The 25572-nt window shown below is 66.4% G+C and carries 22 protein-coding genes and 1 tRNA gene; 17 read left to right on the top strand and 6 right to left on the bottom strand.

From position 1 onward, the window contains the following. The first annotated feature begins 70 nt into the window (after nucleotides 1–70). Complete coding sequence (locus tag CXY80_RS18920) at nucleotides 71–1297, top strand: GAF domain-containing protein (protein WP_104133382.1); 1227 nt, start codon at nucleotides 71–73, stop codon at nucleotides 1295–1297. A gap of 107 nt (nucleotides 1298–1404) precedes the next feature. Further along, complete coding sequence (locus CXY80_RS18915) at nucleotides 1405–1923, top strand: pyridoxal 5'-phosphate synthase (protein WP_104133381.1); 519 nt, start codon at nucleotides 1405–1407, stop codon at nucleotides 1921–1923. Between the two features lie 245 nt (nucleotides 1924–2168). On the opposite strand, the gene CXY80_RS18910 is transcribed toward CXY80_RS18915, so the two are convergent. Further along, a tRNA-Lys gene (locus CXY80_RS18910) sits at nucleotides 2169–2241 on the bottom strand. A gap of 95 nt (nucleotides 2242–2336) precedes the next feature. Here CXY80_RS18910 and CXY80_RS18905 point away from each other — a divergent pair. The 7 genes from CXY80_RS18905 to CXY80_RS18875 all read left to right on the top strand — a co-directional run bounded on the left by CXY80_RS18905 (nucleotide 2337) and on the right by CXY80_RS18875 (nucleotide 8963). Next, on the top strand, nucleotides 2337–2966 hold the full coding sequence (locus CXY80_RS18905) for a DNA-directed RNA polymerase subunit beta (protein ID WP_092449680.1): 630 nt from the start codon (nucleotides 2337–2339) through the stop codon (nucleotides 2964–2966). Nucleotides 2967–3358: 392 nt separating this feature from the next. Further along, complete coding sequence (locus tag CXY80_RS18900; RefSeq protein ID WP_233195463.1) at nucleotides 3359–3943, top strand: sigma-70 family RNA polymerase sigma factor; 585 nt, start codon at nucleotides 3359–3361, stop codon at nucleotides 3941–3943. Next, nucleotides 3940–4848, top strand: a complete 909-nt coding sequence (locus CXY80_RS18895; RefSeq protein WP_104133379.1) for an anti-sigma factor — start codon at nucleotides 3940–3942, stop codon at nucleotides 4846–4848. Before CXY80_RS18900 ends, CXY80_RS18895 begins: the two co-directional genes overlap by 4 nt. A 132-nt stretch (nucleotides 4849–4980) precedes the next feature. Next, nucleotides 4981–5868 carry an aminodeoxychorismate lyase gene (locus CXY80_RS18890; protein WP_104133378.1) on the top strand — a complete coding sequence of 296 codons (888 nt, stop codon included), beginning with the start codon at nucleotides 4981–4983 and terminating at the stop codon, nucleotides 5866–5868. 30 nt (nucleotides 5869–5898) lie between these two features. Continuing rightward, nucleotides 5899–6195: a hypothetical protein gene (locus tag CXY80_RS18885; protein ID WP_146070771.1), complete on the top strand. Its 297-nt coding sequence runs from the start codon at nucleotides 5899–5901 to the stop codon at nucleotides 6193–6195. A 125-nt stretch (nucleotides 6196–6320) separates the two neighbouring features. After that, nucleotides 6321–7631, top strand: coding sequence for a UDP-glucose/GDP-mannose dehydrogenase family protein (locus tag CXY80_RS18880; protein WP_104133376.1), 1311 nt, complete (start codon nucleotides 6321–6323; stop codon nucleotides 7629–7631). Nucleotides 7632–7913: 282 nt separating this feature from the next. Beyond that, nucleotides 7914–8963 (top strand): YeiH family protein, encoded by a 1050-nt coding sequence (locus tag CXY80_RS18875; protein ID WP_092449690.1) that lies wholly within the window; start codon nucleotides 7914–7916, stop codon nucleotides 8961–8963. A gap of 40 nt (nucleotides 8964–9003) precedes the next feature. Here the strand turns inward: CXY80_RS18875 and CXY80_RS18870 are convergent, their stop codons facing one another. Both CXY80_RS18870 and CXY80_RS18865 read right to left on the bottom strand, forming a co-directional pair. After that, nucleotides 9004–9753 carry a DeoR/GlpR family DNA-binding transcription regulator gene (locus CXY80_RS18870; RefSeq protein WP_104133375.1) on the bottom strand — a complete coding sequence of 250 codons (750 nt, stop codon included), beginning with the start codon at nucleotides 9751–9753 and terminating at the stop codon, nucleotides 9004–9006. A gap of 2 nt (nucleotides 9754–9755) precedes the next feature. Continuing rightward, nucleotides 9756–9986: a hypothetical protein gene (locus CXY80_RS18865; RefSeq protein ID WP_104133374.1), complete on the bottom strand. Its 231-nt coding sequence runs from the start codon at nucleotides 9984–9986 to the stop codon at nucleotides 9756–9758. A 289-nt stretch (nucleotides 9987–10275) separates the two neighbouring features. On the opposite strand from CXY80_RS18865, the gene CXY80_RS18860 reads away from it, so the two are divergent. After that, nucleotides 10276–12495 (top strand): acyltransferase family protein, encoded by a 2220-nt coding sequence (locus CXY80_RS18860; RefSeq protein WP_104133373.1) that lies wholly within the window; start codon nucleotides 10276–10278, stop codon nucleotides 12493–12495. Between the two features lie 161 nt (nucleotides 12496–12656). Here CXY80_RS18860 and CXY80_RS18855 read toward each other — a convergent pair whose 3' ends face one another. Then, nucleotides 12657–13280, bottom strand: coding sequence for a flavin reductase family protein (locus tag CXY80_RS18855; protein ID WP_104133372.1), 624 nt, complete (start codon nucleotides 13278–13280; stop codon nucleotides 12657–12659). Nucleotides 13281–13358: 78 nt separating this feature from the next. Between CXY80_RS18855 and CXY80_RS18850 the strand changes: the two genes are divergently transcribed. The 7 genes from CXY80_RS18850 to CXY80_RS18820 all read left to right on the top strand — a co-directional run bounded on the left by CXY80_RS18850 (nucleotide 13359) and on the right by CXY80_RS18820 (nucleotide 21391). Further along, complete coding sequence (locus CXY80_RS18850; RefSeq protein ID WP_092449698.1) at nucleotides 13359–14126, top strand: HAD-IIB family hydrolase; 768 nt, start codon at nucleotides 13359–13361, stop codon at nucleotides 14124–14126. A gap of 279 nt (nucleotides 14127–14405) precedes the next feature. Further along, nucleotides 14406–15464, top strand: a complete 1059-nt coding sequence (locus CXY80_RS18845) for an acyltransferase family protein (protein WP_158251711.1) — start codon at nucleotides 14406–14408, stop codon at nucleotides 15462–15464. Further along, nucleotides 15461–16372 carry an alpha/beta hydrolase gene (locus CXY80_RS18840; protein ID WP_104133370.1) on the top strand — a complete coding sequence of 304 codons (912 nt, stop codon included), beginning with the start codon at nucleotides 15461–15463 and terminating at the stop codon, nucleotides 16370–16372. The genes CXY80_RS18845 and CXY80_RS18840 overlap by 4 nt, the downstream gene beginning before the upstream one ends. A gap of 105 nt (nucleotides 16373–16477) precedes the next feature. After that, nucleotides 16478–17968, top strand: coding sequence for a polysaccharide biosynthesis tyrosine autokinase (locus CXY80_RS18835; RefSeq protein ID WP_092449704.1), 1491 nt, complete (start codon nucleotides 16478–16480; stop codon nucleotides 17966–17968). Between the two features lie 128 nt (nucleotides 17969–18096). Beyond that, nucleotides 18097–19083 carry a glycosyltransferase gene (locus CXY80_RS18830; RefSeq protein WP_198416432.1) on the top strand — a complete coding sequence of 329 codons (987 nt, stop codon included), beginning with the start codon at nucleotides 18097–18099 and terminating at the stop codon, nucleotides 19081–19083. Beyond that, a complete protein-coding gene (locus CXY80_RS18825) occupies nucleotides 19080–20198 on the top strand; it encodes a polysaccharide pyruvyl transferase family protein (protein WP_134479219.1) in 1119 nt (372 codons plus the stop codon). Before CXY80_RS18830 ends, CXY80_RS18825 begins: the two co-directional genes overlap by 4 nt. Then, nucleotides 20195–21391: a glycosyltransferase family 4 protein gene (locus tag CXY80_RS18820; protein ID WP_092449708.1), complete on the top strand. Its 1197-nt coding sequence runs from the start codon at nucleotides 20195–20197 to the stop codon at nucleotides 21389–21391. The genes CXY80_RS18825 and CXY80_RS18820 overlap by 4 nt, the downstream gene beginning before the upstream one ends. On the opposite strand, the gene CXY80_RS18815 is transcribed toward CXY80_RS18820, so the two are convergent. Together CXY80_RS18815 and CXY80_RS18810 are read right to left on the bottom strand one after the other, a co-directional pair. After that, complete coding sequence (locus CXY80_RS18815; RefSeq protein ID WP_104133369.1) at nucleotides 21345–23273, bottom strand: right-handed parallel beta-helix repeat-containing protein; 1929 nt, start codon at nucleotides 23271–23273, stop codon at nucleotides 21345–21347. The genes CXY80_RS18820 and CXY80_RS18815 overlap by 47 nt on opposite strands. Nucleotides 23274–23779: 506 nt before the next feature. After that, nucleotides 23780–25321: a right-handed parallel beta-helix repeat-containing protein gene (locus tag CXY80_RS18810; protein ID WP_146070770.1), complete on the bottom strand. Its 1542-nt coding sequence runs from the start codon at nucleotides 25319–25321 to the stop codon at nucleotides 23780–23782. Nucleotides 25322–25572: the final 251 nt, after the last annotated feature.

The raw sequence follows: 25572 nt of genomic DNA, 5'->3' as shown, positions 1-25572 counted from the left end.
CTGGGGCAAGATGATGGGATTTTATCCATTCGGGGCAGAATGATCTTTTGTCCTGTTCCGAAAGGCGCCCATGCACGACCTCGTCCGGTGGGCCCTTCGCCCGGTGATGCGCATTTGGACGGCATCCGCTGAACGGGCGGACCGCCACCTGCCTCGCCCGAGCGATGCCCCGCAGGCCCACGCCCCCGGTATCGACAGCGACCGCGTGCTGATCCTCGGCTGCGGTCCCGCGGTCGGCTGGGGGGTGCTCAGTCATCAGCTCGCCCTGCCCGGCTCGCTCGCCCGCGAACTCTCGGTACGCACCGGGCGCGGCGTCGACATCGACCTCCTGGCCAGCCGTACCATGACCGCCGAGAATGCGCTGACGGCGCTTGCGGACACCCGGCTCGGCCGTTTCGACGCGGTCGTCGTCATCCTCGGCCTCAACGAAGCGCTCGACCTGACCAGCGTCACCGAATGGCGCGAGCGGTTGACCGCCCTGCTCCAGGAGCTGGAACGCGAGACCTCACGCAGTACCCAGATATTTCTGCTTGGGATTCCGCCCGTTCACAGCATCGAGATCTTTCGACGTCCGCTCGTGCGCATCGCCGATTGCTCGGCCACCGACCTCAACGCGGTCACCGCACGGCTGGCCGCCGGGGCCCCGCGCACCACGTTCGTACCGTTCTCGCCGTCAGCGACGGTCGAAACCGACCGGCACCGCACCCCCGCCGACTACCGCGATTGGGCCGTGCTCCTGGCCGACGCCCTGGCCGACAGCCTCGACTCCGCGCGTGTCGGTATCGTGCCTCCCCCCGATCCGCGTCAAACGGATGCAGCCGGCCAGGAACGCGCCCGGCAGGCGGCCGTTGATGGCCTGGCCATTCTCGATACCCCGCCAGAGGCCCGGTTCGACCAACTGGTTGTCCTGGCTCAGCGGCTCTTCGGCACCGAATCAGCGGTGATCAGTGTTATCGATCGCGACCGTCAGTGGCACAAGGCCAGGGTCGGGCTCGCCGCCACGGAGATTCCGCGCGCCGATTCCTTCTGTGCACGCACCGTTGAGGGGACCGGTGCTCTCGTTGTCGAGGACGCGCGAACGGATGGCAGGTTCAGCGGCAGCCCGCTCGTGGTGGATGAGCCACGCATCCGCTTTTATGCCGGGTTCCCCATCGAATCACCCTCGGGGGAGCGTGTCGGCGCCCTGTGCGTGTTCGACCCCCAGCCGCGGGCGCTCGCCGAAGTCGACCAGGTGCTGCTGCGCGAGCTCGCGCTGCTGGTGCAGCGCGAACTGCGGGTGCCGTCGGTCTTCGGCTGACCTCGAGCGAGCGGCCGCATTCGGTAGGCGAGTACGAGTTTGGCCGGTGTTGGCGACGTCGGTGCCTTCGCTGTTGCTGTCGGCACCCATGACGATAAGCTCGCGGCGTGAGCGACTCCTTACGGCGCAGACTGCGCGCCCTGCCCGACTTTCCCGACCTGCTGCCCGCTTTCGATCCGTCCAGCGCACCGGCCGACCCGGTCGACCTGTTTCTGCAGTGGCTCGATCACGCGCTCGCCGCGGGCGTGCCGCAGCCGCACGCCTTCAGCCTCGCGACTTCGACCCCCGATGGCCGCGTGTCGTCGCGCATGCTCATCCTGAAGAACGTTGACGGCGGGGCCTGGCAGTTCGCGAGCACGCGCGGTTCCCGCAAGGGACGCGAGCTCGCCGCCAACCCCCATGCGGCGATGAACTTCTACTGGCCGGCTCTCGGGCGGCAGGTGCGCGTTGTCGGAGCTATCTCGCTGCTGACGGCCGAGGCATCCGCTTTGGACTGGGAAGAGCGGCCAGGAGCCGATGGTCGGGCCAATCCCGACTGGCAGCTCTACGCGCTGCACCCCGCCGAGGTCGAATTCTGGCAGGCCAGCCCGGATCGCCGTCATATCCGCCACCGCTACGACCTCTGAAAGCCGCCCGGCAGCATCCGCTGACCACGTCGGTCTCGGTTGCGGTGGCTGATTCAGAACAGCCGGTCGCGCAGTCGTGTCTGGGCCAGCGATACAGCGGGCGTGAGTGTGCCGTGGCGGCGGATTTCCTGAAGTAGCCACCGAGCGGCCCACTAACCGCAGGCAAACGGGAGGCGGAAACACAAAATGCGCACCGAATCCAGCGGATTCAGTGCGCATTTGCCGCGCCACCTGCGCGATCATTGTGGGCCCCGTCGGGCTCGAACCGACGACCCAAGGATTAAAAGTCCTTTGCTCTACCAACTGAGCTAGAGGCCCGTAGGTTCTAATCTACCGTGGATTCGCGCTCAGCTTTTCTGGGTAGCGTTGAGGGCAGCAAAAACCAGCCATCTAAACCCGAAGGAGAACCCGCCGTGGCCGACAACTTTCACAAGCCCACCCTGTTCTCCGGGAACAAATTCGAGGCATTCCAGGGCGGCGATGACCCGGCGAACATCAGCCGCGTCGCGCACGAGACCGCGCAGGCCCTGCTCAACCGGGTGCGCAGCAACCCCGACCCGGCGACGGTCGAGCGCCTCGTCGCCTACACCGACGAAAACGGCATCGACGCAGTCGCCGAGCTGTGGTCGCGGGCCACTCCCCGTAGTCTGCCCGGCGCACTCTGGCGCATCTACCTCGTCCGCATGCTGATTCGGCAGGACCCTGAGGGCTGTGCGTACCTGTACCAGCGGGGAACGGATGCTGCCGCCACGATCGATCCGCTCGTCGCGGGTGCCGCGGTGCCGACGGGTCCGGCCGAGATCATCGTGCTCGCCGATGAGATTCTGCGCGGCCTGTTCACGGGAGATTTCGCTGTGGCGCTCGATCGCGGCGCGGCGTATTGCCGGGTCACCGCACTCGGCGCCACGAGCATCGCCGACGACCTCGAGCTGACCGAGCCGCACCGCTCCTCGGAATTGACGACCCGAGCACTGCGGTTCTCCACGACCGCCGCCGAGTTCGCGGCCTGCGCGCGCCTCTGGCGCCGCGACTCCCTGGAGTAGTCCCCGCCCTTGTTTTTGCCGGGCCCGGGGCCGGAATGTGGGCCCATGATCTATCGTGGGCCCGCTTCCGTAGGGTGGGCCCGGAGGCCCGCACCCCGCAACCCGAAAATCCCCTGTGCGCCGACGGCGAACATTCGACGCCGGCCGCCCGGCTCGAATACACTGGAGTCTGGTCGGGCCGCAGTAATCCCGGGTTCCATTATTCGCCGCTTCGAGCGGCCTCGCGCCGAGAGGTGCTCTGCGGCCCGGCCTTCTGCATTCCCGCGGTGGGCGCGATGAGACCGGCCGCCGGCATCCGTTTCGAAGCTTATTTCGCGTCTTGACCAATCTATTAGCGACTTCGCACCGAACCCTAGTCATGGAACGGGACGAGACCTGACATGCTAGATCTCATGACAGCTGATTCCGCCGGAGATCTTGCATCGGCAGCCCCTGCCACCAAGGAGGAGCTGCTCGCTCGAGTAGCGCTCGGCGACCAATCGGCCTTCGGAGAGCTGTATGACCAGATCGCCCCGCGGGTGCTTGGCCTGGTCAAGCGTCTGCTCATCGACCACGCGCAGTCGGAGGAAGTGACCCAGGAGATTTTTCTGGAGATCTGGCAGTCGGCCACGCGGTACGAACCCACGCGTGGCGGGGCGAGTACCTGGATCCTCACCATGGCACACCGGCGAGCGGTCGACCGAATTCGGTCGTCGCAGACCGGCCGTGACCGCGATACCAAAATCGGAATCCGTGACCTGGCCGTTGCCTACGATCACGTGGCCGAAACCGTTGAAGTACGAATCGAACATGAAAGGGTGGAGAAGGCGATGACTCGATTGACTCAGTTGCAGCGTCAGGCAGTGAGCCTCGCGTATTACGGCGGGTTCAGTCACAGCGAGGTCGCCGACATGCTCCACATCCCGTTGGGTACCGTGAAAACACGGCTCCGCGACGGACTGATCCGCCTCCGCGACGAATTGGGCGTGGCATCATGACCGGCCGCAACGAGCAGCACCCGGCCGACCTCGCCGGCGCCTACGCCCTGCACGCCCTCGACGCCGACGACACGGCCGCGTTCGAAGCGCACCTGGCCGAATCCGAGCGGGCCCGCATCGAGTCGGCCGAGTTGAACGACACCGCGGTGGCCCTCGGCCTCGCCGTGGCACCGGTCCAGCCCTCGAGCGCGCTCAAGGCCAACCTCATGTCGATGCTCGCGTCGACCCCGCAACTCGCGCCACTGTCGCGCGCCGCTGGCCCCGCCACAACGGATGCTGCCGCCTCCGCTTCCGAGACGACTCCCGTCGTTCCCCCGGTCGCGTCCGGGACGGCACCGTCCGGGACGACTCCGGACTCGCCCGCTACGCCGCCGTCCTCCGGCAGCGCACCCGGTGATGCGCCCCGCCCACACCTTTCGTCGGCGACCGAGCGTGCCGAGGCGCGCTGGTTCAAGCGGCCGGCGCGGTATCTGCTGGCCGCTGCTGCGGCGGGAGCCCTGTTCGTCGGCGGATCCTTGTTCGGCCAGACCCTCAACAACTACCAATTTGAGTCGCAGCAGGCCGCCGGGCTCGCCCAGATCAACGCGGCCGATGACTCCCAGCGTGCCGCGACGACCACGGCCGAGGGGCAGGAAGCGACGCTGGTCTGGTCGAACACCCTCGGAATCTCCGCCGTGCTCGTTGACGACCTGCCCGCGCTGCCCAGCGATCAGGACTATCAACTCTGGTACATCAACGGTGACGGCCCGGCCTCGGCCGGAACCTTCGACTCGACCGGCAACGGCACCGCCTGGCGCGTGCTCGACGGCACCATGCACGCCGGCGATCAGGTCGGGATCACCGTCGAACCCAACGGTGGGTCCGACCAGCCCACGAGCACCCCGATCGTCGCGTTCCAGAGTTAGCGGTCTCGCCGCGGCCGCTCGTCGGTGAAGGGTCGCAGAATGTCCTAATTCTGGCTTCCACACGGCCCCTCATCGGGCAGCGGCCGGAGACGCGCCGCACGCGCCCTGATGAGCGCGAAGTAGGCTCGGGGCATGAGACTGCCCTTCACGCTGCTGATCGACCCCGTCCCCGCCGATTCACTGCAGAAGAATTTCGACGACACGTTCCACGAGATGGAATCCAGCGCCCCGGCCCTGCGGGTCGGCGAACTGAGCACGCAGCGCGGCGACGGAATCTTCGAGACCCTCGCTGTCGTCGACGGTCACCCGCAGGAGGTTGAGCCGCACATCAGTCGGCTGCGCAACTCAGCCCTCATCTGCGATCTCCCGGTTCCGAATACCGAGCAGTGGCGCGCCGCGATCGCCTACGCTGTCGCCCGCGTTCCGCAGCGCGGTGAGATCGCGCTCAAGTTCGTGCTCAGCCGCGGTGTCGAGCACGGCCCGGCACCGACCGCCTGGCTGCACGCGGTCGCCGCGGCGGACTTCAGTGCCGTGCGCGCGACCGGCGTGCGCGTCGTGACCCTCGACCGCGGCTACCCGCGTGGGGTCGCCGAGAAGGCCCCCTGGCTGCTGATGGGCGCCAAAACCCTCAGCTACGCGGTGAACATGGCCGCTATTCGCGAGGCCCACCGCCGCGGCGCCGACGACACCATCTTTCTCACCACCGACGGCTTCGTCATGGAAGGCCCGACCTCGAGCGTCGTGCTGCGCAGCAACGGTGCATACGTCACGCCCGCCCCGAGCGGCGCGATTCTGCACGGAACCACGCAGCAGAGCATGTTCGAGTATCTGAGCGGGCAGGGTGCTTCCGTCGAATACCGCGACGTCACGCTCGATGAACTTCGTCAAGCGGATGCCGCCTGGCTTGTCTCCAGCGTGCGCCTCGCCGTATCAGTGGTCGCCCTGGACGGTGAGCCGTTCCCGGCCGACCAGCCGGTGACCGACGCCCTGAACTCGTACCTGCTGGCGCGGACCGCGTAGGGCCAGCCGGGGCATCCGCTTGTCAGCAGAATGGCGGCGACCTCGCCGGTGCCGCTGGGCAAACCAACCGGGCGGGACTACATTATGGACGAAGAAATGCGTTGCCCCTGGGCGGAGGGGGGCACGATACTGTCCAGCCTGCTGTCTGGATTGCGCGCCCTGCGCACGCCCCGCACTGTCGGCTCTCTCTGGCTGACCAGTCTCTGGGTACTGTTCGGCTCCCAGATTCCCAGTTCGACCGCCGAGGCCGACGGGCTCGCGCACGAACTGTTCCGCCTGGCCGGCGCCTTCGGTGCGCCCATTCTGCTCGCCGGCGGGACGGCGTAAGCCGGTCTCGGGAACCCGTAGACCGACGCGCGGGCCGGGCCGCGTGGACATCCGCTCTGAAAGAGACCGCGAATTGGGGCAATCTGCCACTGCCGCTATGCTCTGGGTGGACCGAGAGGGATCAAATGAGAATTTCTGTCATTGGATGTGGCTACCTGGGCGCCGTACACGCGTCAGCTATGGCCGAATTGGGGCACGATGTCGTCGGAATCGATGTCGACGCCGCCAAGATCGCGCAACTTGCCATCGGCAAACCCCCGTTCTTTGAACCTGGACTTCCCGAGGTTCTCACCTCGGCCATGAACAGTGGTCGTCTGCGATTCAGTACCGATATAGCGGATGCCGCCGGCTCGCAGGTGCACTTCATCGCCGTCGGCACACCGCAGAAGCCCGGCAGCTACAGCGCCGACCTGCGTTATGTCGATGCGTCGATCGAGTCGCTCATTCCGCATCTAGCCGACGGCGATCTCGTCGTGGGCAAGAGCACCGTTCCGGTGGGAACCGCGGCCCGCCTGGCCGAGCTCATCGCCGCCGGTAGTGGCGCGTCGCTGGCCTGGAACCCGGAGTTTCTGCGCGAGGGATTCGCCGTGCAGGACACCATTGGCCCCGACCGCCTGGTCTACGGCGTCGCCCCGGGCGCGCCCGGCGAGCACGCGGTCGAGCTGCTCAACGAGATCTACGCCACGGCGCTCGCCGCCGACACCCCCCTGGTCATCACCGACTACGCCACGGCTGAGCTCGTCAAGGTCGCCGCGAACGCGTTTCTCGCGACCAAGATCAGCTTCATCAATGCCATGGCCGAGATCGCCGAGGTCACCGGTGCCGATGTCACCCAGCTGGCGGATGCCATCGGCTACGACGGCCGCATCGGTCGCCGTTTTCTCGGTGCCGGCGTTGGATTTGGCGGCGGCTGCCTGCCCAAGGACATTCGTGCCTTCACCGCCCGCGCCGAAGAGCTGGGTCGCGGCGAGTCCGTGGCTTTTCTCAAGGAGATCGACAAAATCAACCTGCGTCGCCGCCAGCGCGTCGTCGACCTGACCACCGAGGCCCTCGGCAACACGGTCTACAACGCCAAGGTCGCGGTGCTCGGACTGAGCTTCAAGCCGCACTCCGACGACGTGCGCGACTCGCCGGCACTCGACGTGGCCGTGCAGCTGCGCGGTCTGGGTGCCGAGGTGGTGGCGACCGACCCGGAGGCCATCGAGAACTCGCGGGCGCGGCATCCGCAGCTTACTTACGAGGAGTCCCTCGAAGACACACTGCGGGGAGCGGATGCTGTCGTGCTCGTCACCGAGTGGCCCGAGTTTCGACACCTCGACCCTGTCTGGGCGGGTTCGCTCGTGAAAACGAAAACCGTGATCGACGGCCGCAACGCGCTCGACCCCGCCGTCTGGCGTGCCGCCGGGTGGACCTATCACGGGCTCGGTCGGCCGTAGTACTTCGGACGGGGCCCGGGCCCCGTCCATGGGCCCAGCTTAGAAACTGGGCCCATGGTCATAGCCTGGGCCCCTACTTCTGACCCGGCCCGGGCCCAGAAACTGGGCCCATGATTGATCATGGGCCCAGCTCCGTAACCTGGGGCGGGCCGTTCGAACGCCGTCCCGCAGGCCGGGCCCACCCCGTGAACGTGGGCCCAGGTTAGAACCTGGGCCCGGGCCTGGGCCCGGGCCGGGCCCCCGTGCAGGACACCCCGTGGGCGCGAGCGTAAACTCGACTGAATGTGGCTTCGGGGAGTACTCGTGGCGGCCCTCGCCGCCGTCTCGGCCTGGGGCGTGCACGCCGCCGTGCCCGCCTTCCCGCTGCTCACCGTGGCCGTTGTGCTCGGAATCATCGTCGGCCAGATCCCGGCCGCACGTCCCCTGCTGGCTGGAGTCCTCGCACCCGGCCTCGCAGTCGCTACCAAGCCGTTCATGCAGCTCGGAATCGTGCTCCTCGGCCTTAAGCTCAGCCTCGTCGACATCATGGCGCTCGGCTGGGTGACCATCGCCACCACCGTCGCGATTGTGCTCATCACCTTCGCTGGCACGCTCGGACTTGGCCGCTGGTTCGGCCTGCCCGGTCATCAGCCCCTGCTCATCGCCACCGGATTCAGCATCTGCGGCGCCTCCGCAATCGGGGCCATGAGCGGCGTCGTCAGGGCGAAAGACGAGGAGACCGCCACCCCGATCGCGCTGGTCACCCTGTGCGGAACTCTTGCAATCGCCGTATTGCCGCTGTTGTGGCATCCGCTTGGGCTCAGTGCGCTGCAATTCGGACACTGGATCGGCGCCGGCGTGCACGACGTCGGCCAGGTCGTCGCGACCGCACAAATCGCCGGCTCGGCCGCCCTCGCTGTCGCCCTCGTCGTCAAACTCACCCGCGTGCTCATGCTCGCCCCGATCGTGGCCGTCGCGTCCATCGCCCGGCGCCGCCGTCTCGGCGTGATCGAAGCGGATGCCGCCACTTCGGTCGACCCCGCTGCCGGTGACACTTGGGTGCCCGGCCCAGCCACCCGGAGCATCCGGTCGACGCGGCCACCGATCGTTCCGCTGTTCGTCGCGGGGTTCATCGTCGCGATGCTGGTGCGTACGCTGGTTCCGCTACCCGTCGAGGCGCTCGAGACCGCCGACCTGCTGCAAACCGCACTGCTGGCCATGGCGCTGTTTGCCCTCGGCGCGGCCGTCAATCTCGGCACGCTTCTGCGCACGGGCGGCCGCGCACTCGCCGTCGGGCTGCTCTCCTGGACCCTGATCGCTGTACTGGCCTTGGGTGCCGTGCAGCTTTCCTGACCAATCATGATTGAATTTGCTACTCCTGAGTCAGAAGCAATCACTTAGGAGCGTGCGCGTGGCTGAGATCGTCGTGGCTCGGAGCAAGCAGGCCGCGGGGGAGCTGGTAGCCACAGAAATTCGCCGGCTGATCGAGTCGAAGGCCGATCCTGTGCGGGGGCTCGCGACCGGGTCCACGCCCTTGCCGGTCTATGCGGCCCTCGCGGCGTCCTTCCGGGCGAACCCGCTCGTCGTTCACCGTGGCACCGACGACCGGGTCGATGCCGTTTACCCCGATGAACGCCAGATCAAGCCGCACCTGGGTGAGCACCGACTCAGCGTAGGCGCCGACCAGCTCGTAGGAGCGCGCGTGCACGACTCCGCCGGTCACCACGGTCTTGATCTGCGGTCGCATCGTGAGTTGCGCGGCAATATTGATCGCGTTCGTCACGACCGTGAGGTCGGCGTGCGGGCTGGCCTGCGCAATATCCGCGCGGGCACTGAGCACACCGGCAATCGCCGTGCTGGTCGTGCCGCCGCAGAGGCCGACAACGTCGCCGCGGGTCACGAGTGCGCTCGCCGCCCGGGCGATCTGCAGTTTTTCGGGCGCGTGACGCTCCTGCTTGTAGCGTGCCGGCAGGTCGTAGGCGACGGATTGCCCGATCGCACCGCCGCGCGTGCGGGTGAGCAGCTGCTGTTCGGCGAGGGTGTCGAGGTCCTGGCGCGCGTTCGCGGCCGACACTCCGAGCTTGGTGATGATGTCATCGACCTCGACTTGCCCCGAATCGGCGAGCCGTTCGGCACGGTTCATGGTCACTCGCTTTCGTGGGGGGCCGGATCCTCAAGAGACATGCGGGCGCCAGCACAGTGCGCGGTCGCCGCAAGCGCGAATGCTGCGACCGGCGCAGACGCCGCCAGCACCCCGCGCGCCCGCAGCGCCGCCCCGAGCAGGCGGCCGTCGGCGTCGACCAGGGCGCCCTTGATGTCGATGCCGCCGATGTCGAACGCGAGCACGGGGGCGCCGGGCCCAAGCAGAGGGGTCATAAAGGGGTCGAAACTGATTGATACTGATCGAAAACTAGGCTTCTCAATCACTGTAGTTGCGCGGAGGAGGTGGGAGGCTCGTCGGCAGGGTGGGGCGGCTCGATGTGGCGTTCCTGTATATACGTCGGTCTCACGCGCACGGGTGAGGTCGTATCCGGCAGGTAAATAATTCGGTCGGGTTTGCCTCGGTAGTTGAGATTACGTCATAATCGCAGCACGTGTCCGGTCGACGGGTAAAAGTCGCCGGGTGAAAACAGGTGCCAGTTCCGCAATCCGAGTCGGAGGCTACATGTCCGTTCAGTCCACCCTGGAACGGCGACAACCCGCGCCCGGAGCCACCGGCACGGGCGGCAAGTCCGCCACGCGCACCTTTCGCGGCGACATCGAGGGCCTACGCGCGATCGCCGTGATCGTCGTCATTTTCGATCACCTGCTCGGCTGGCCGTCCGGCGGATTCATCGGCGTCGACATCTTCTTTGTCATCTCGGGCTTTCTCATCACGAGCCTGCTCCTCAAGGAACACGCCCACACCGGCCGTATCTCGCTCGTCGACTTCTACCGCCGACGCATCCGCCGCATCCTGCCGGTATCACTGCTCGTGCTCGTCGTCACCGCGGCGATCGGCTATCTGCTCCTGCCGAGTGCCCGCGCCCTCAGCACCCTCTGGGACGGTGTCTATTCGGCACTGTTCGTGGCCAACTGGCACTTTGCCCTCGTCGGAACCGATTACCTGCAGGCGACCAACGCCATCTCTCCGCTGCAGCACTACTGGTCGCTCGCCGTTGAGGAACAGTTCTACTTCGTCTGGCCGTTTCTGCTCATCGTCATCTTCGCCCTGGCCGGCCGCCGCACACTGAGCGCCCGCGCCCTGATCACGACCGTCGCCGTCAGCACCGGTGTTATCACCCTCGGCTTTCTGGCCTGGAGCGTCTTCGAAACCTCCACAAGCAGCGCCATCGCCTACTTCTCCACCGGCGCTCGCGCCTGGGAACTCGGCATCGGCGCCCTCCTCGCCGCCTCCGCCCCCGGCATCGCCAACCTGCCGGCGGCCCTCCGTCCGGTGCTGGCTTGGCTCGGCCTCGTCCTGATCGTGGCCAGCCTCGTGTTGATCAGCCGAGACTCGCCGTTTCCCGCGCCGTGGGGCCTGCTGCCGGTAGCCGGAAGCGCCCTCGTCATCGCCGCCGGCATCGGATCCTCCGAACAGCGCCTGCTCTTTCCCCTCACCAATCCGGTGAGCCGCTACATCGGCAAGATCTCGTACTCCCTCTATCTCTGGCACTTTCCGGTGGTCATCCTGCTCGCCATCGTCTTCGCGACCAACTCGCCGCTCTACCTGCCGCTTGCCCTCGTCCTCATGGTCGCCCTCTCGATGTTCTCCTTCCACTTCGTCGAAGATCCCATTCGGCACTCGCTCTGGCTCGAAAGTTCGCAAACCCGTCAGCGAGAACGGATGCGCCACCCCGCCACCCAGCACCGCTCCGGCCTCACCCCGGCCAAGGCCTGGATCGGCGCCCTTGTCGTCGTCACCCTGGTCATCGTCTCGGTCTCCTTTGTTGCGCTGAAGTCCCGCACGTCGTCGGACCCGTCTGCCGATGCCGCGCCGATCGGTGCCGAGGCCAACCTGGGTGTGGAAGCTCCCGCCGAACCCGCCACCCTGCTGGCCACCCGGCAGGCCGCCATTACCGCGGCCCTGGCGAACACGGCCTGGCCCGAGGCGACGCCGGCGTTCGACGCCCTCAGCGACAACTCGGGCGCACCGGAATGGGTCGACGACAACTGTCTCTCGGTGAGCGAGAAGAACGCCGCCGGCTGTGTCTATGGCGACCCGGCCGCGGCCAAGACCGCGGTTCTGCTCGGCGATTCCATGGCGATCAGCTACATGCCGGCCATCCGCGCCGCGCTCGAACCGCTTGGCTACAACGTGCGTTCGCTCACCATGTTCTCCTGCCCGGCCGTCAACATTTCGGTCGCGGCCAAGAGCTCCATCGATGCGTCCGCCGCCAAGTGCGACGCCCACCACCACGCCTGGGTCTACGACGAGGTCGCTCGCCTGTCGCCCGACCTCGTGCTCATGTCGAGCCTGACCGGATCCATCGTGCGCCTCGCCAGCGGCAACGAGGGTGCCGATGCCCTCACGGAGTGGCAGACCGCCACGGCCGCCACGATTACCGCGCTGCAGGAGTCCACCGACCACGTCGCTGTGCTCTCACCGCCGCCGGCCAGCACCCCGTTCGCCGAGTGCAAGACCCTCACGAGCGTGCCGACGGACTGCATCTACAGCCCGTCGAACCTGTACCAGAAGGTGGTGACGGCCGAGCAGGCCGCGGTTGAGCAGCTGGGCGATTTCGCCCAGTATGTGAACGTCGTGCCGTGGCTCTGCGTCGACGAGCGCTGCCCGGCCTTCATCGACAACACCCCGGTGTTCTTCGACGGCCAGCACTTCGTGCGTGAGGCGAGCACCCAGCTCGGCCCGCTGCTCGCCGAGGCTCTGTTCCCGCCGGCCGCGTAGCCGCCCAAGGCACTCGCGAGTGGATGCTGCCGGCCTGGCCGCCGCATCCGCTCGCCGTGGTCTCGTGGCGCGCGACCGCCCCCGATTTCGGCAGCCGCTACGGTAATCGCCGTAGCGCGCACCCAAATGGGGCGCGGGCATCCGCTCGCTGCAGACTCGCCTCAGTGTTCGCGCGGCCGAAACTCGCGCGGCCAATCGCTCGCGCGAATGCGCTTGATCTCCTTGACCACGCCGGTGCTTCCCCACTCGTCGAGGCCGAGCCGCGACAACGGTCGCAACTTCTCAATGAGTGGATGCCCGCCGTCCAACACCGCAGACGACACCGCGACGTGCGTCACCTCGCCGAACACTAGCGTGCAATCGCCCAGTTCGAGCGTGGAGTGCAGGCGGCACTCGATCGCCGCGGGGGACTCGGCCACCCGCATCGATGAAACGGTCAGGCTCGGTTCGCGGGTGAGCCCGGCGCGGTCAAACTCGCTCTCCTCCGGCCCGAAGTCGGTCCCGGTGGCATTCACTTCCTCGAACAGCGATTCCGGCGTGAAATTCACCACGAAGTCCCCGGTCTCAAGGATATTGCGCACGGTGTCCTTGACACCCACCGAGGTGAATTGCACGATCGGCGGCGAAACGGATGCCACGGTGAAGAATGAATGCGGCGCCAGGTTGTCGACCCCGGCCGCCGAGCGGCTGGTCACCCAGGCAATCGGCCGCGGAACCACGAGGGAGTTCAGCAGGCGGTAGAAGTCGCGGCGGGCAAGGTCTCGGGGATCGAAGTCAGTACGCACTCGCTCAGGCTAACAACTCGCCCCCATCCCCGGCGCCGCTCACCCCGGCCGGCCTGCCACGATCGATAGAGTGGTCTGATGCCTATCCTTCCCCGCCTGGTGGCCTTCGACCTTGACGATACGCTCGCGCCGTCCAAGTCCGCGCTCGACCCGACCATGATCGACCTGCTGGTGCAGCTGCTCGGCGTCACCGAGGTTTGCGTCATCTCCGGAGGTCAGTTCGGCCAGTTCCAGGCGCAGATCATCGACAACCTGCCCTCGATTCCCCCCGATCTGCTTGCCCGGCTGCACCTCCTGCCCACCTGCGGTACCCAGTACTACCGCAGCGAAGCCCAGGGCTGGACGCAGGTCTACGCCGAAAACTTGAGCGACGAGCAAAAGACCCGGGCTCTCGATGCCGTCGAGCAGACCGCGCGCAGCCTCGGCTACTGGGAGAACGACACCTGGGGCCCCATCCTCGAAGACCGCGGCTCGCAGATCACCTTCTCCGCACTCGGCCAGGCCGCCCCGGTCGCCGCCAAGATCGCCTGGGACCCGACCGGGGAGAAGAAGAACACTCTGCGGGAGGCCGTGCAGGCACTGCTGCCCGACCTTGAAGTGCGTTCGGGGGGGTCGACATCCGTTGATATCACCCGGCAGGGCATCGACAAGGCCTATGGCATGAAGCGGCTGGCCACCCTTACCGGGGTCGACCTCGACGACATGCTGTTCGTCGGCGATCGCCTCGACGAGAATGGCAATGACTACCCGGTCAAGGTTCTCGGCGTCGAGTGCATCGCCGTCGAAGGCTGGCCCGACACCGTCGCCCTGCTCGAAGATCTGATTCCGCGCTACGTCGCCGTCTGACTGCCCGGCAGCCCCCAGTACGCCGGCGCGCCGCCGCTAATTCCGGAAGCCTGCTGCAGGCAGATGCAGAAATACGCGGGGCGCCACCTCGGTCCCGGCAGATCTCCTGATTTAGCCACGGGGGCAACTCATCGACCGCGGTCACGAGGTCTGCAGTGCAGTAGCTTGACCCCCAGTTCACGGCCTCTTTTGCTGCAGCGGCTCGTTTTGGCAGCCCCTGACCACCCCTGCAACCGGCCCAAGATTCCATCCTGAGTTTTTCTCGTGTACATTTCGTCTGTGAAAGAGATACAGGCCCCCGAGAACCGTGAGTGGATCAACTTCGCCAAGGGAGCGGCGATCATCCTCGTCGTGCTCTACCATTCATCGCTGTTTCTCAATGATCTCGGACTGGCCGGCAGTACCCCGCGGCTGCGCCTGGTGCTCAGCTACTTTCCCATGCCGGTGTTCTTTTTCATCGCGGGTCTCACTGCCCGGCGCATGCTCACCTGGAACCTGCACGACCTGTGGCGGCGTCGGCTGCTCACCTTGGTCTACCTGTACCTGCTCTGGTCGGTTATTCGCGTGCTGTTCTACCTCGTCGTGCCGCACCTGCGGGGAACCGAACGTTCCCCCACTGACCTGCTCAATATCATTCTCCTGCCGGTCTGGCCGACCAGCAGCTACTGGTTCATCTGGGCCCTCGCCGTTTTCACCCTGCTCGCCTGGCTGCTACGCAAATTGCCGATCAGCGTGCAGATCACCCTCGCCGCACTGGTCGCCGCAGCGTCCACGACACCGAACCTGCTCGACCTCGACAATGTCGGCTGGGACCGAGTCGCCGCCAACTTCATCTTCTTCATCGTCGCGGTCTATTTTCCGCACACCGTGTATCGGCTGGCCGCGCGGGTGCGGGTCTGGCACGCCATCGTGTTGGTAGTCGCCTACTTGGGCCTGGCCGTGCTTCTCGTGCCGTTCCACCTCACCCGTCTGCCCGGCCTGATCCTGCTCGAAAGCGCCGTCGCCGTGGCTATGGGTATCGCCCTGGCCACCCTGCTGGTGCGCGTGAAATGGCTGAACTTCATGAACACGCTCGGCCAGTACAGCTTTCAGATCTACTTGCTGCACCTGTTTCTCGTGGCCACAGCCCTTGCCCTGCTCGCCCCGATCGCCGAGGCAGCCTGGCTGGAACGCGCGGCCAACGCCCTGCCGTTTCTGCTCGCCGCAATCGCGCTCGTCGGCTCGATCTACCTCGCCAAGCTCCTGCGCCGGTTCTCCTTCCTCTGGGTCAGCCCGTTCCGCAAGCGGCAGGCCAAATCGGTCTCGCATCGCGCACGGTTGAACGGAGACCCGCTGTGAAGCCCGCCCGCGCGGCATCCGTTGGCCTGCTGGCCGTTGGTCTGCTCTTGAGCGGATGCTCCGCCACGCCGACCACGCCCGACCGGTCTGCGCCGCCCGGCCCGGTCGTGGTGGAGCACGACCTGCAGTACGGCACGTCCAAGGGGCAGGACCTGATGCTGAACGCCTGTCTGCCCGAGGAGAAGACTCAGCGTACCCCGGCCGTTATTCTCATCCACGGCGGCGGATTCGACAGCGGCAGCAAAGATTTCGGCGGCATGACCGCCCTGTGTGAGGAGCTGGCCGGCAGCGGCGTGGCGGCGTTCGCGGTGGATTACCGGCTCGCCCCGAAATTCGCCTTTCCGGCGCAGGTGAACGATGTCACCGACGCGCTCGAGTGGCTGCGCGATCCGCAGCAGGTCAGGGAATTCAACATCGACCCCGAGCGCATCGGACTGCTCGGCAGCTCGGCCGGGGCGATCATCGCCTCGTCGATCGGCACCAACGGCTCCGGCAGCCTCACCGGGGGCGACCGGGTTGCCGCGGTCGTAGCGCTGTCGCCGGCGGTTGACCTCACCGAGACGGGCCTCAGGCGTGGTCGTCCCTCGAGGCTGGCCGTCGGGTCGATCCTGCAATACCTCGGTTGCGACGACTTCACCGATTGTCCCAACTCGCGTACAGCCTCGCCGCTGTACGCCGTCGACAAGACCGATCCACCGTTTTACGTCGCCATCTCGAAAAATGAATTTGTTCCGGTGCAGCAAGCCGAGGCGATGGCGGACGCACTCACGGCCGTCGGCGTTCCCGTCACCCTCGACGTGAAACCCGGTGAACGACACGCTTTGGAGCTGCTCGACGAGGCAACCCGAGCGAATATTCGTCAGTTTCTGATCGACAATCTCGTGAACTCCTCAACACGGACGGATTAAATCTTCAATACTGACGGTCCAAAAGTGAGGATTTTTATGCCAACATAGGTTTCTGTCGTCGTACACCCGAAGTACGACGCATTAATCACTCGGAGAGAAGCGCGCATGGAACTGAAGCGTCTGGCTCGAATTCTACGAAAGCGATGGATTCTCATCGTGGCTTTCACCTTGTTGGGCGTCGTCGGTGGGGCCGCAGCCGCGTTGCTCACCCCCGTGCAATACCAGGCCTCGACCCGGGTCTTCGTAGCCGCGCAGATTCAGATCGGATCCACCCCCGGTGACCTGGTGCAGGGCAACAACTTTGTCGTGCAGAAGCTGCCCTACTACCTCGACGTGGCGACCAGCCCCCGCGTGCTCGACCCGGTGATCACGAGCCTGGGCCTCAACGAGACCGCCGCCAACCTGGCCGAGCGGGTCACCGCCACCACCCAGCCCGGTTCGGCCGTCATCGAAATCACCGCCCTCGCTTCGACAGCGGATGCCGCGCAGCAGCTCGCCGAGGCCGTGTCGGAAAGCTTCACCGACGTGGTCATCAACCAGCTGGAAACCCCAGCGGACGGCGGAGCCAGCCCGGTCACGGTTGGTGTCCTCGACCCCGCGGTGGTGCCGGACAACCCGGCGCTGCCCCAGCTCTATCTCAACCTCGCTGTCGGCCTGCTCATTGGACTGTTGGTCGGCCTGGTGACCGCGTTCCTGATCGGACTGCTCGATCGTCGCATCTACAACCGTGACGACATCGAGCGCCTCACGGTGGTTCCAGTGCTCGGCGGCATCCCCCTTGAAGCGCACGCCAACCCGATCATCACCCCCGACGGTCCGGCCACCGCACGCGCCGAGGCATTCCGGGTGCTGCGCACGAACCTCGAGTTCGCCGACGCCGATACCAGCCGGCGCAGCCTGGTCGTGACGTCGTCCGTCACGGGTGAGGGCAAGACCACCACCCTGGTCAACCTTGCCATCGTACTCGCCGAGAGCGGCGCGACCGTCGCCGTGATCGACGCCGATCTGCGCACGCCCCGGCTGGCCGACTACCTCGGCCTTGACCCAGACCGCGGCCTGACCGACGTGCTGGTCGGGGATGTGCCGCTCAAGGATTCCTTGCAATCGTGGGGCACGCTGCATCCGCTCACCGTGCTCTCCTCCGGCAAGATCCCCACCAACCCGAGCGAACTGCTCGGTTCGACGGCCATGGGCACCGTGCTCGATGTGCTCAGCAGCAGCTACGACTACGTGCTCATCGACGCCCCGCCGGTACTCGCGGTCACCGACGCTGCTGTGCTCAGCCGCTGGACCGGTGGCACGGTTTTGGTGGTTGGCGCCAACCGGGTGAGTGAGGCCGAGTTGCTCGCCGCGTTCGACGCCCTCGAAGCCGTCGGCACGACGCCGCTCGGCGTCGTGCTTGCCATGGTCCCCACCCGCGGCCCCGACGCGCTCGTGCGTGACGGCGGATTCGCGGTCTCGCCTCGTCCGCCCCTGCGCCCGTCCCTGCGGCCGAGTCGATCCACCGCCGCGGCCGCGATCGATCGCGGCCCAACGCCGGTCGATAGCGACACTTCCTCGACAGACAACCCGACCCACACCCGCGTCACCTGGTAATTCAGCGACACCTGCTCAGCCGTACCAGTTCAGCTTCGCCGATCGACAACTCCACCGCCCGAATAGCGCACGTTCGATGACGCACGTTCGAAACCGTCCCACCCAGGCTTTACCCGAAGGGAGCCTCAGTGTCCGTGCACTCGTCCTACCCGCTCGATCCGCTGCCGCCCACGCAACGGAAGCTTCTGCTCGTCGCCTCAACCGGCGGCCATCTCGCTCAGCTCGTTCGCCTCGCCCCCGGACTTGGCGCCTCGCCGAGCTCGCTCTGGGTCACCTTTGACTCCATGCAAAGCCGATCCCTGCTGGCCGGTCAGCGCCGCATCCACGTGCCCTATGTACGCCCGCGCGACTACCTCGGCATGATGCGCGCGGCCGGAATCGTCCGGCGGGTGCTCAAGCACGAATCCTTCGACGGTGCTGTGAGCACGGGGGCCGGCCTGGCCGTGGCCGCGCTGCCCCAGGCTGCGATCAGCGGCGTGCCCAGCCTGTACATCGAGAGCGTCTCGCGAGTGGAAGGCCCCTCACTCAGCGGGCGGGTGCTCGCCGCCAGCCGGCTGGTCAGCGTGCGCACCCAGCACCTGGCCTGGGCGACGGGGCGGTGGAGAACATACCCGAGTGTGCTCTCCACGTACCATGCGCTGGTCAAACACGCGCCGGACCGCCCCAGCCTGTTCGTCACCCTCGGCACCATCGAGGGGTACCGGTTCGACTCCCTCGTCGATGCCGTGCTGGCGAGCGGCCTCGCCGACGAACGCACCGTCTGGCAGCTCGGTTTCACCACCGACCGGACCGACCTGCCCGGTCAGGTACACCAGATGATGCCGACCGCGATGTTCGTCGATGCTGCCCTCACGGCCGACGTCGTGATCACCCACGCCGGCGTTGGCACCTTCATGGGCCTGCTTGAGCTGGGGGTCTTTCCGGTGATCGTGACCCGCCGCAAGCACCGCGGCGAACACGTCGACGACCACCAGATGCAGATCGCCGAGCTCGCCGAATGCCTCGGAGTCGCTCGGGCCGTTGATGCGCCCGACCTGACGGCTGAGGTTATCCGCTTCGCTGCCGGCCGCGTGATCGACACCGGCGTCAGCGTTTCGCTGACCACCGACCGATGAGCGCCACCGCACCAAGCGAGCGGATGCTGCGCGAAATTTTCGTGCCGGCCCGCGGACAGTACGACAACATTGGTGACATTCTGCTTCGCCGGCAGCTGCTCGACTGGTTGCGGCCCAACGGCCCGCTGCACATCTATGTCGGCGAAGCCCCCGATGGCTACGCGGAAGGACTCGGCCTGGCGCCGGACGATGTGCAGTACCGGTCGTTTCGTGCCTGGTACGCGGCGGCACTACGCAGCGCCGCCCGCGGCCGGGCATCGTACGTGTTCAAGCCGGGAGAAATTCAGCTGACCCTGATCGGCATGAAGGAGCACCTCGCTATGCTGCCGGTGCTCGCGCTCGTGCGCGCTCGACATGGCCGGGTGGCCCGGGTGGGCGTGGGCAGCCGCAATTTTGCACCGCTGCCGCGCGCCCTGATGGGCCCGTCCATTGCACTGTCCAATCTGTCGCTCTGGCGCGATGCCGCCACCGCCGGATATCTCGGGCAAGGCCGCATCATGCCCGACCTCGCCTTTGCGAGCGACGGTCGGGCAGAAAAGCGTGATCTGGCCGACGAGGTTCGCGACGTGCTGGTCGTATCCATGCGCTCCGATCTGGACTATCCGAGCGATGAGTGGCTCGCCGGGGTGCGAGCCGTGGCGGCCGACAATGGCCTCACGATCTGGTGCGTGACCCAGGTTCTGCGCGACGACGACAAATGCGGCCAACTCGCCGCCGACCTGGACGGGCATGCCCTGCGCTGGAACGGCACCGGCCACGACGAGCAGGAGCAGCGCCTGCGCGACCTCTACCGACTGGCGGCGCTCGCCGTGAGCGACCGGCTGCACGTGCTCGTCGGCGCGCTCACCGAGGGAGCAGTTCCGGCCGCGCTCCTGGTCAGCGGACAGCCCAAAGGTGGTCGGGCGGACAAGATCGCCCGGCATTTTGCCGCGGCCGGCCTGCACGACGTGAGCATTGACAGCGCAGGACTCAGTAGCGCCCAAATCCGGGATCGGCTGCAGAACCTGCTCGGCCGGCGCGAGCCCATTTTGGCCGGCCTGGCCGAAGCGCAGGCCGAATTACAGACCGTGCGTCGCCTGCTCGACCAGGTGCTGAGCATCGAAAGTGTGCGGTGAGCATCGGCGAGGCGGCCAATACCGAGCCGATCAACATAGCGGCGCTCACGATCAACCCGCAAAACGCTGACCCGCTCAATACCACCCCGGTCGCCGCCCAGCGGCACGTATCCCGGCGCACGGCCGAACGTTTCATTGCCGTGCACGTTGGACGCAGTGGTGAGGTCGCCGGCGGCATGAGTCAGGTGGTCAATGGCTATTTGGCGCATTCCTTTGTCGACTTCGAGCTGCGTATGGTGTCCTCGCGGGACGGCAGCGGCGGGCTGCGCGCGGCCGGGGTTGCAGCATCCGCTTTCTGGAAGCTGCTGCGGCTGGCCAACCCGGAGCGCACCGTCGTCGTTGCGCACCTGTCCCAGGGCGGATCCTTCGCGCGGGAAGGCGCGCTGCTCGCCCTGGCCCACGCGCGTGGTTTCGCGACCGTGGCACAGCTGCACGGTAGTTCGTTTGCCGACTTCGCCCGCAAGCGCCCCGGTCTGGTGGGGAGCGTGCTGCGCTCCGCCGACGTGGTGCTGACCCTGTCGGTTGAATCGCACGCTGCTGCGGCGGAGTTCGTGCCGGGGGAGCGGGTCGTACTCGTGCCGAACGCCGTCGCCGCTGGTGCCGTGCGGCAGATCGAGAACCTCGTCGTGTTCGGCGGTGCGGTCAGCAAGCGCAAGGGCGTCGACGTACTCGTGGCGGCGTGGGAACGGCTCGCGCCGCAGCATCCGCTCTGGAAATTGGTCATTGCCGGGCCGATCGGCGACCAGCCTGCGCAGCCGCTGACTGGGGCGGAATTTGTCGGCCCGCTCAGCCATGCTGCCCTAATGGAGATGCTCGAGCGCTCCGCGATCGCGGTGTTGCCCTCCCGCGACGAGGCGATGCCTATGTTCATTCTCGAGGCGATGGCGCGCACCAATTGTGTCGTGGCGACCAGCGTCGGTGGGGTGCCGGCCGTCCTGGCCGGTGGGGTCGGCATGCTCATGGAGCCCGGCGACGTCGACGCCCTCGAGGCGGCCCTGCACCGGGCGATGACGGATGCCCCCTGGCGCGCCAAAAAGGCGGATCTGGCCAGATCCGCCTTTGAGACTACCTATTCGGCTGCCGCGGTCTTTCCGCGTATCGAGCGCAGCTGGACCACTGCACTCGAACGACGAAGCGACCGGGTGGCTAAGAGGTACAGGCCAGGTTCGAGAAACCGGACCCAGCAGCCGTGACGGTGTTGGAGCAGTAGACCTTGGTGCCGCTGGCACCCTTGCTGCCCTGTTCGTGGATGAAGAAGCCGAAGCCCGCGGCGTTGACCGGAACGGTGTTATCGAAGAACACGTTGCGCAGGCCCCAGCCTGCAACGCTTCCGTTGACCGCGAAGCCGTGCATGGTGCTGTTGGTACCCTTGTTTTGGTAGATCTGCCAGTCGTTACCCTTGACCTTGACCCATTCCTCGGCGCGCGGCATGGCGTTGGTGCCGTCAATGACGTTGTCGCGGATGATGCCGTACGAGGTGCCTTCCTTGACCTCGATCGGCTGGGCGCCGGTCAGGCTGATGGTGTTGCCCATCAGGAGGGTGCGGTCGGTGCGGTCGGGCAGGCAGTCGGTCTGGGCGCACCAGTTGGCGTCTGAGGTTCCGATGTAGATGCCCTCACCGTAGAACGGGTCGCGCTTGCCGGTATTGCGAATGGTGTTGCCGACGACTTTGCTGTCGGTGGTGAAAGCCCGCAGGTGGATGCCTTCATAGCCGATGTTGTCAACCAGGGTGTCGGCGATGGTGACGTTCTTGCTGCGGATCACGCTGATGCCCTTGAGGCTGTTGGTGACGGTCATTCCGGCGACTACGACGTTCGAGGAGTTGGAGATCTGGATACCGTGGTTGTTCTGGATGCTGCCGACGTTGACCACGGCGGTGCGCGGTCCACAGACCCAGATCGGGTTGGTGGCTGTTCCGTTCACGGTCATGTTGATCTGGGCGTTGTAGGTGCCGGGGGCCATCTTGATGACGGTGCCGGGCTGTGCCTGGGCTGCAGCGGTCATGAGCTCTTTGGCGGTCGTCACCGTGACGGTTGCGGCCGGGCAGTCGGCGTAGCGGTGGGTGCTGATCGGTGCCGGGGTGGGCGCGGTGCTCGGTACGGCCGACACGACGAATGCGTCGACGATGCTGCTGGTGCCGGTGGAGCGGGCATCCTTCTGGCCGGTGCGGGATACCGTGATGGTGTGGGTACCGGCGGAGAGGTTCGTCGTGCTGTAAGCAACCTGCTTATAGGCCGTGCTCGCGGAGTAGCCGTTGACCGTAGCGACGACCTGGCCGTCGATGGCGATGTCGCTCGTGCCGGAGGCGCTGGTCAGACGGGTGATGAACGCGACGCTGGTGCCCTGGAAGGTGAAGGAAGCGTTACCCGAGGTGGTCGAGAACCTGACCGATCCGCCGGAGTCGCTGCTGGAGCCGGAGGTGCGCCAGGTGCCGGCGTACTTGACCTGCGCCGATTCGCTGTCGACGGTGGTCGAGCCGACCGGGGCATCCATCGTGGCCGTCGTGGTCACCGGGACCGCGGTGGCGGTCGGGGTGGGCGCTGGCGCTGGCGCTGGCGCGGTTGCGGTTGCGGTTGCGGGGGACTTGGTGAGGAACGCGTCGACGATGCTGCTGGTTCCGGTGGATCGGGAATCCTTCTGGCCGGTGCGGCTGACCTTGATGGTGTGGGTCCCGCTGGAGAGGTTCGTGGTGCTGAACAGGCTCTGCTGGTACTTCGTCGTGGCGGAGTAGCCGTTGACCGTGGCGACGACCTTGCCGTCGATCGAGATATCGCTCTTGCCGGAGCTGCTGGTCATTCGGGTGATGAAGGCCACGGTCGAGCCCGTGAAGGTCAGTGAGGCGCTCGTTGCCGTTGTGGAGGCGAACTGCACCGATCCTCCGCTGTCGGAGGGTGAGCCCGTGGTGCGCCAGGTGCCGGCGTACTTGACCTGTGTGGAGGCGCTGTCGATCACCGTGGTGCCGACGGGCGCTGTCGCGGCGACGGCCGCTGCGGCGGGGATCATGGCGCTGAGCGGAACCAGCGCGGCGATGGCGACGGCGGCGATGGTGGCACGTCGGGTGAAGGGGGGGAACAACGTAGTGGACCTTCCGGATGTTCATGGACTTGGTGGTTACGTCCGTGAACCCGGGGGTTTCGACGCATATGATCTTCGTGATGCTCGGCGGTGATCGCCGTGCTCACTTCGACAATTAGCGTCTGAACTGCTGCACGTTACCCGTGTGCAAATGGGTTTGTGGGCACGAAATAAGCGGATGCGAACGCCTCTCCTCGCGCGGGCGTGCGCGTGCGCTTCAGCGCCCGTCTCGGCGGTCGGCCGCTGCGAAACTGAGCGAGCCTCTTGATTTGGCCCTGACCAGTGCTAATGCCCATTGTGGGCTAAGTCAACGACTCGACGGGAAAGAGGCAGCGGGCTGTCCGACGTGCGGCACCCGTCATTCCTGTGAAAGTGCCTAGAGTGGTTTTTGAACCCTTGAGTTTCTGTCTCCCGGACTTCTGTCGCACTGCTCGGCCGCGCGGGTTTGCTGCTGGCGCGAGCAACTCAGCTCAGCGCGTGCAGCGTTCGGCCGCGCGCCGCAGCCGCTACCCGGTGCAGGGGAGGTTAGAGAAGCCCTCGGCCGCGCGGGTGACCGAGTTCGAGCATGAGACCTCGGTGTCGCTCGAGCCCTTGCGGCCCTTCTCGTGGATGAAGAAGGCGTATCCCTCGGCATTGACCGCACCGGAGTTGTCGGTGAAGGTATTGCGCAGGCCCCAGCCCGCGACACTGCCGTTGACCGTGAAGCCGTGCAGGGGGCTGTTGCTGCCCGTGTTTCCGACGATGGTCCAGTCGTTGCCCTTGACCTTGACCTTGACCCATTCCTGAGCGTCCCGCATGCCGTTGGCGCCGTCGATGACGTTGTCGCGAATGACGCCGTTTGACGTGCCTTCTTTCACCTCGATCGGCTGGGCGCTGGTGCTGCTGATCGTGTTGCCCAGCACCCGGATGCGATCGGTACGATCCGGCCTGCAGTCGGTCTGCGCGCACCAGTTGTTCTCCGAGGTACCGATGTAAATGCCCTCGCCGAACTGCGCATCGCGCTGGCCGGTGCGTGAAATCGTGTTGCCGACGACGGTGCTGTCGGTCGTGAAATCACGCAAGTGGATGCCCTCGTAGCCGATGTTCTCGACGCGCGTGTCGGCAATCGTGACGTTGGTGCTGTGAACCACGCTGATGCCCTTGAGGCTGTTGGTGACGGTCATGCCGGCGATCACGAGGTTCGAGGAATTCTTGATCTGGATGCCGTGGTTGTCCTGAACGCTGCCGACATCGATGACGGCGTCACGCGGGCCGCAGACCCAGATCGGGTCGGCTTTCGTGCCGTTCGCGTGCATGTTGATCTGGTCCCGGTAGGTGCCGGGCGCCAGGTGGATGACGGTCCCGGGTCGGGCACGGTCGACGGCGGATATGAGCTCGTCGGCGTTGCTCACCGCCTCGGTCGCGGCCGGGCAGTCGGCGTAGCGGTGCACGCCGGACGGCGTCTGCATGAACGGGAGAGCTGGGGCGGCGATCGGCGCCGGTGCTGGAGCGGAAGCGGCTTGGGGATTGACGACGAACGCGTCAATAATGCTGTTGGTACCGGTGGAGCGGGGGTCCTTCTTACCGGTGCGGGTGATTGTGATGGTGTGGCTGCCGCTGCCGAGGCCCGCCGTGCTGAACGCGGTCTGCTTGTGTTGGGTGGTCGCGGAGTAACCGTTGACGGTTGCGACGACCTTGCCGTCGATGGAAACCGTGCTCTTTCCGGAGCTCGTGGTGGTGCGTGTCACGTAGGCGACACTGGATCCCTCAAAGGTCATCGAGGCGCTGCCCGGGCTGAACTGAAACCGCACCGATCCGCCGCGGTCGGCGGCATTGCGGGTGGTGCGCCAGGTTCCGGAATAGTTGATCTTTGACGACTTGCTGTCGATCACGGTGCGTACGGTCGCGGCGGCCGCCACTTCACCGCCTGGAACAGGAATGGTGAGGGGAGCGAGCGCCGCAATCGTGACAGCGAAGAAGGTGGCGACAGCGATCACGGCGTGGCGGGCGGACGTCGTGGGCCGGTGAGCGTGCGGTTTACTGTCAGTGGGCTGGCGAAAAAGGGGCACGGTGGACGTCCTCCGGAGAATCGGGTTCACGAATGGACAGCGGGTGCTGTACGCGTTCGAAGCGCTAGGTACGGTTCGAACGAGCTGATGCAGCGGTCGCACCGGCTGCGCGGGCGAGGGTCGGTTCGTCGACCTTGGCGATCCGGGCAGGAGTGTCGTGATTCCGCGTTATCTGAAGCAGCGTGTCGTTCTGACAGGTGCCTGGTGGCGGATGCTGGCCCGGTGGGTGCAGGGTGCGTATTCGGCGTTCG

The sequence above is a fragment of the Cryobacterium sp. M91 genome, assembly GCF_002929615.1.
Lineage (GTDB): Bacteria > Actinomycetota > Actinomycetes > Actinomycetales > Microbacteriaceae > Cryobacterium > Cryobacterium levicorallinum.
This window is presented reverse-complemented; position numbering and strand designations above follow the sequence as displayed.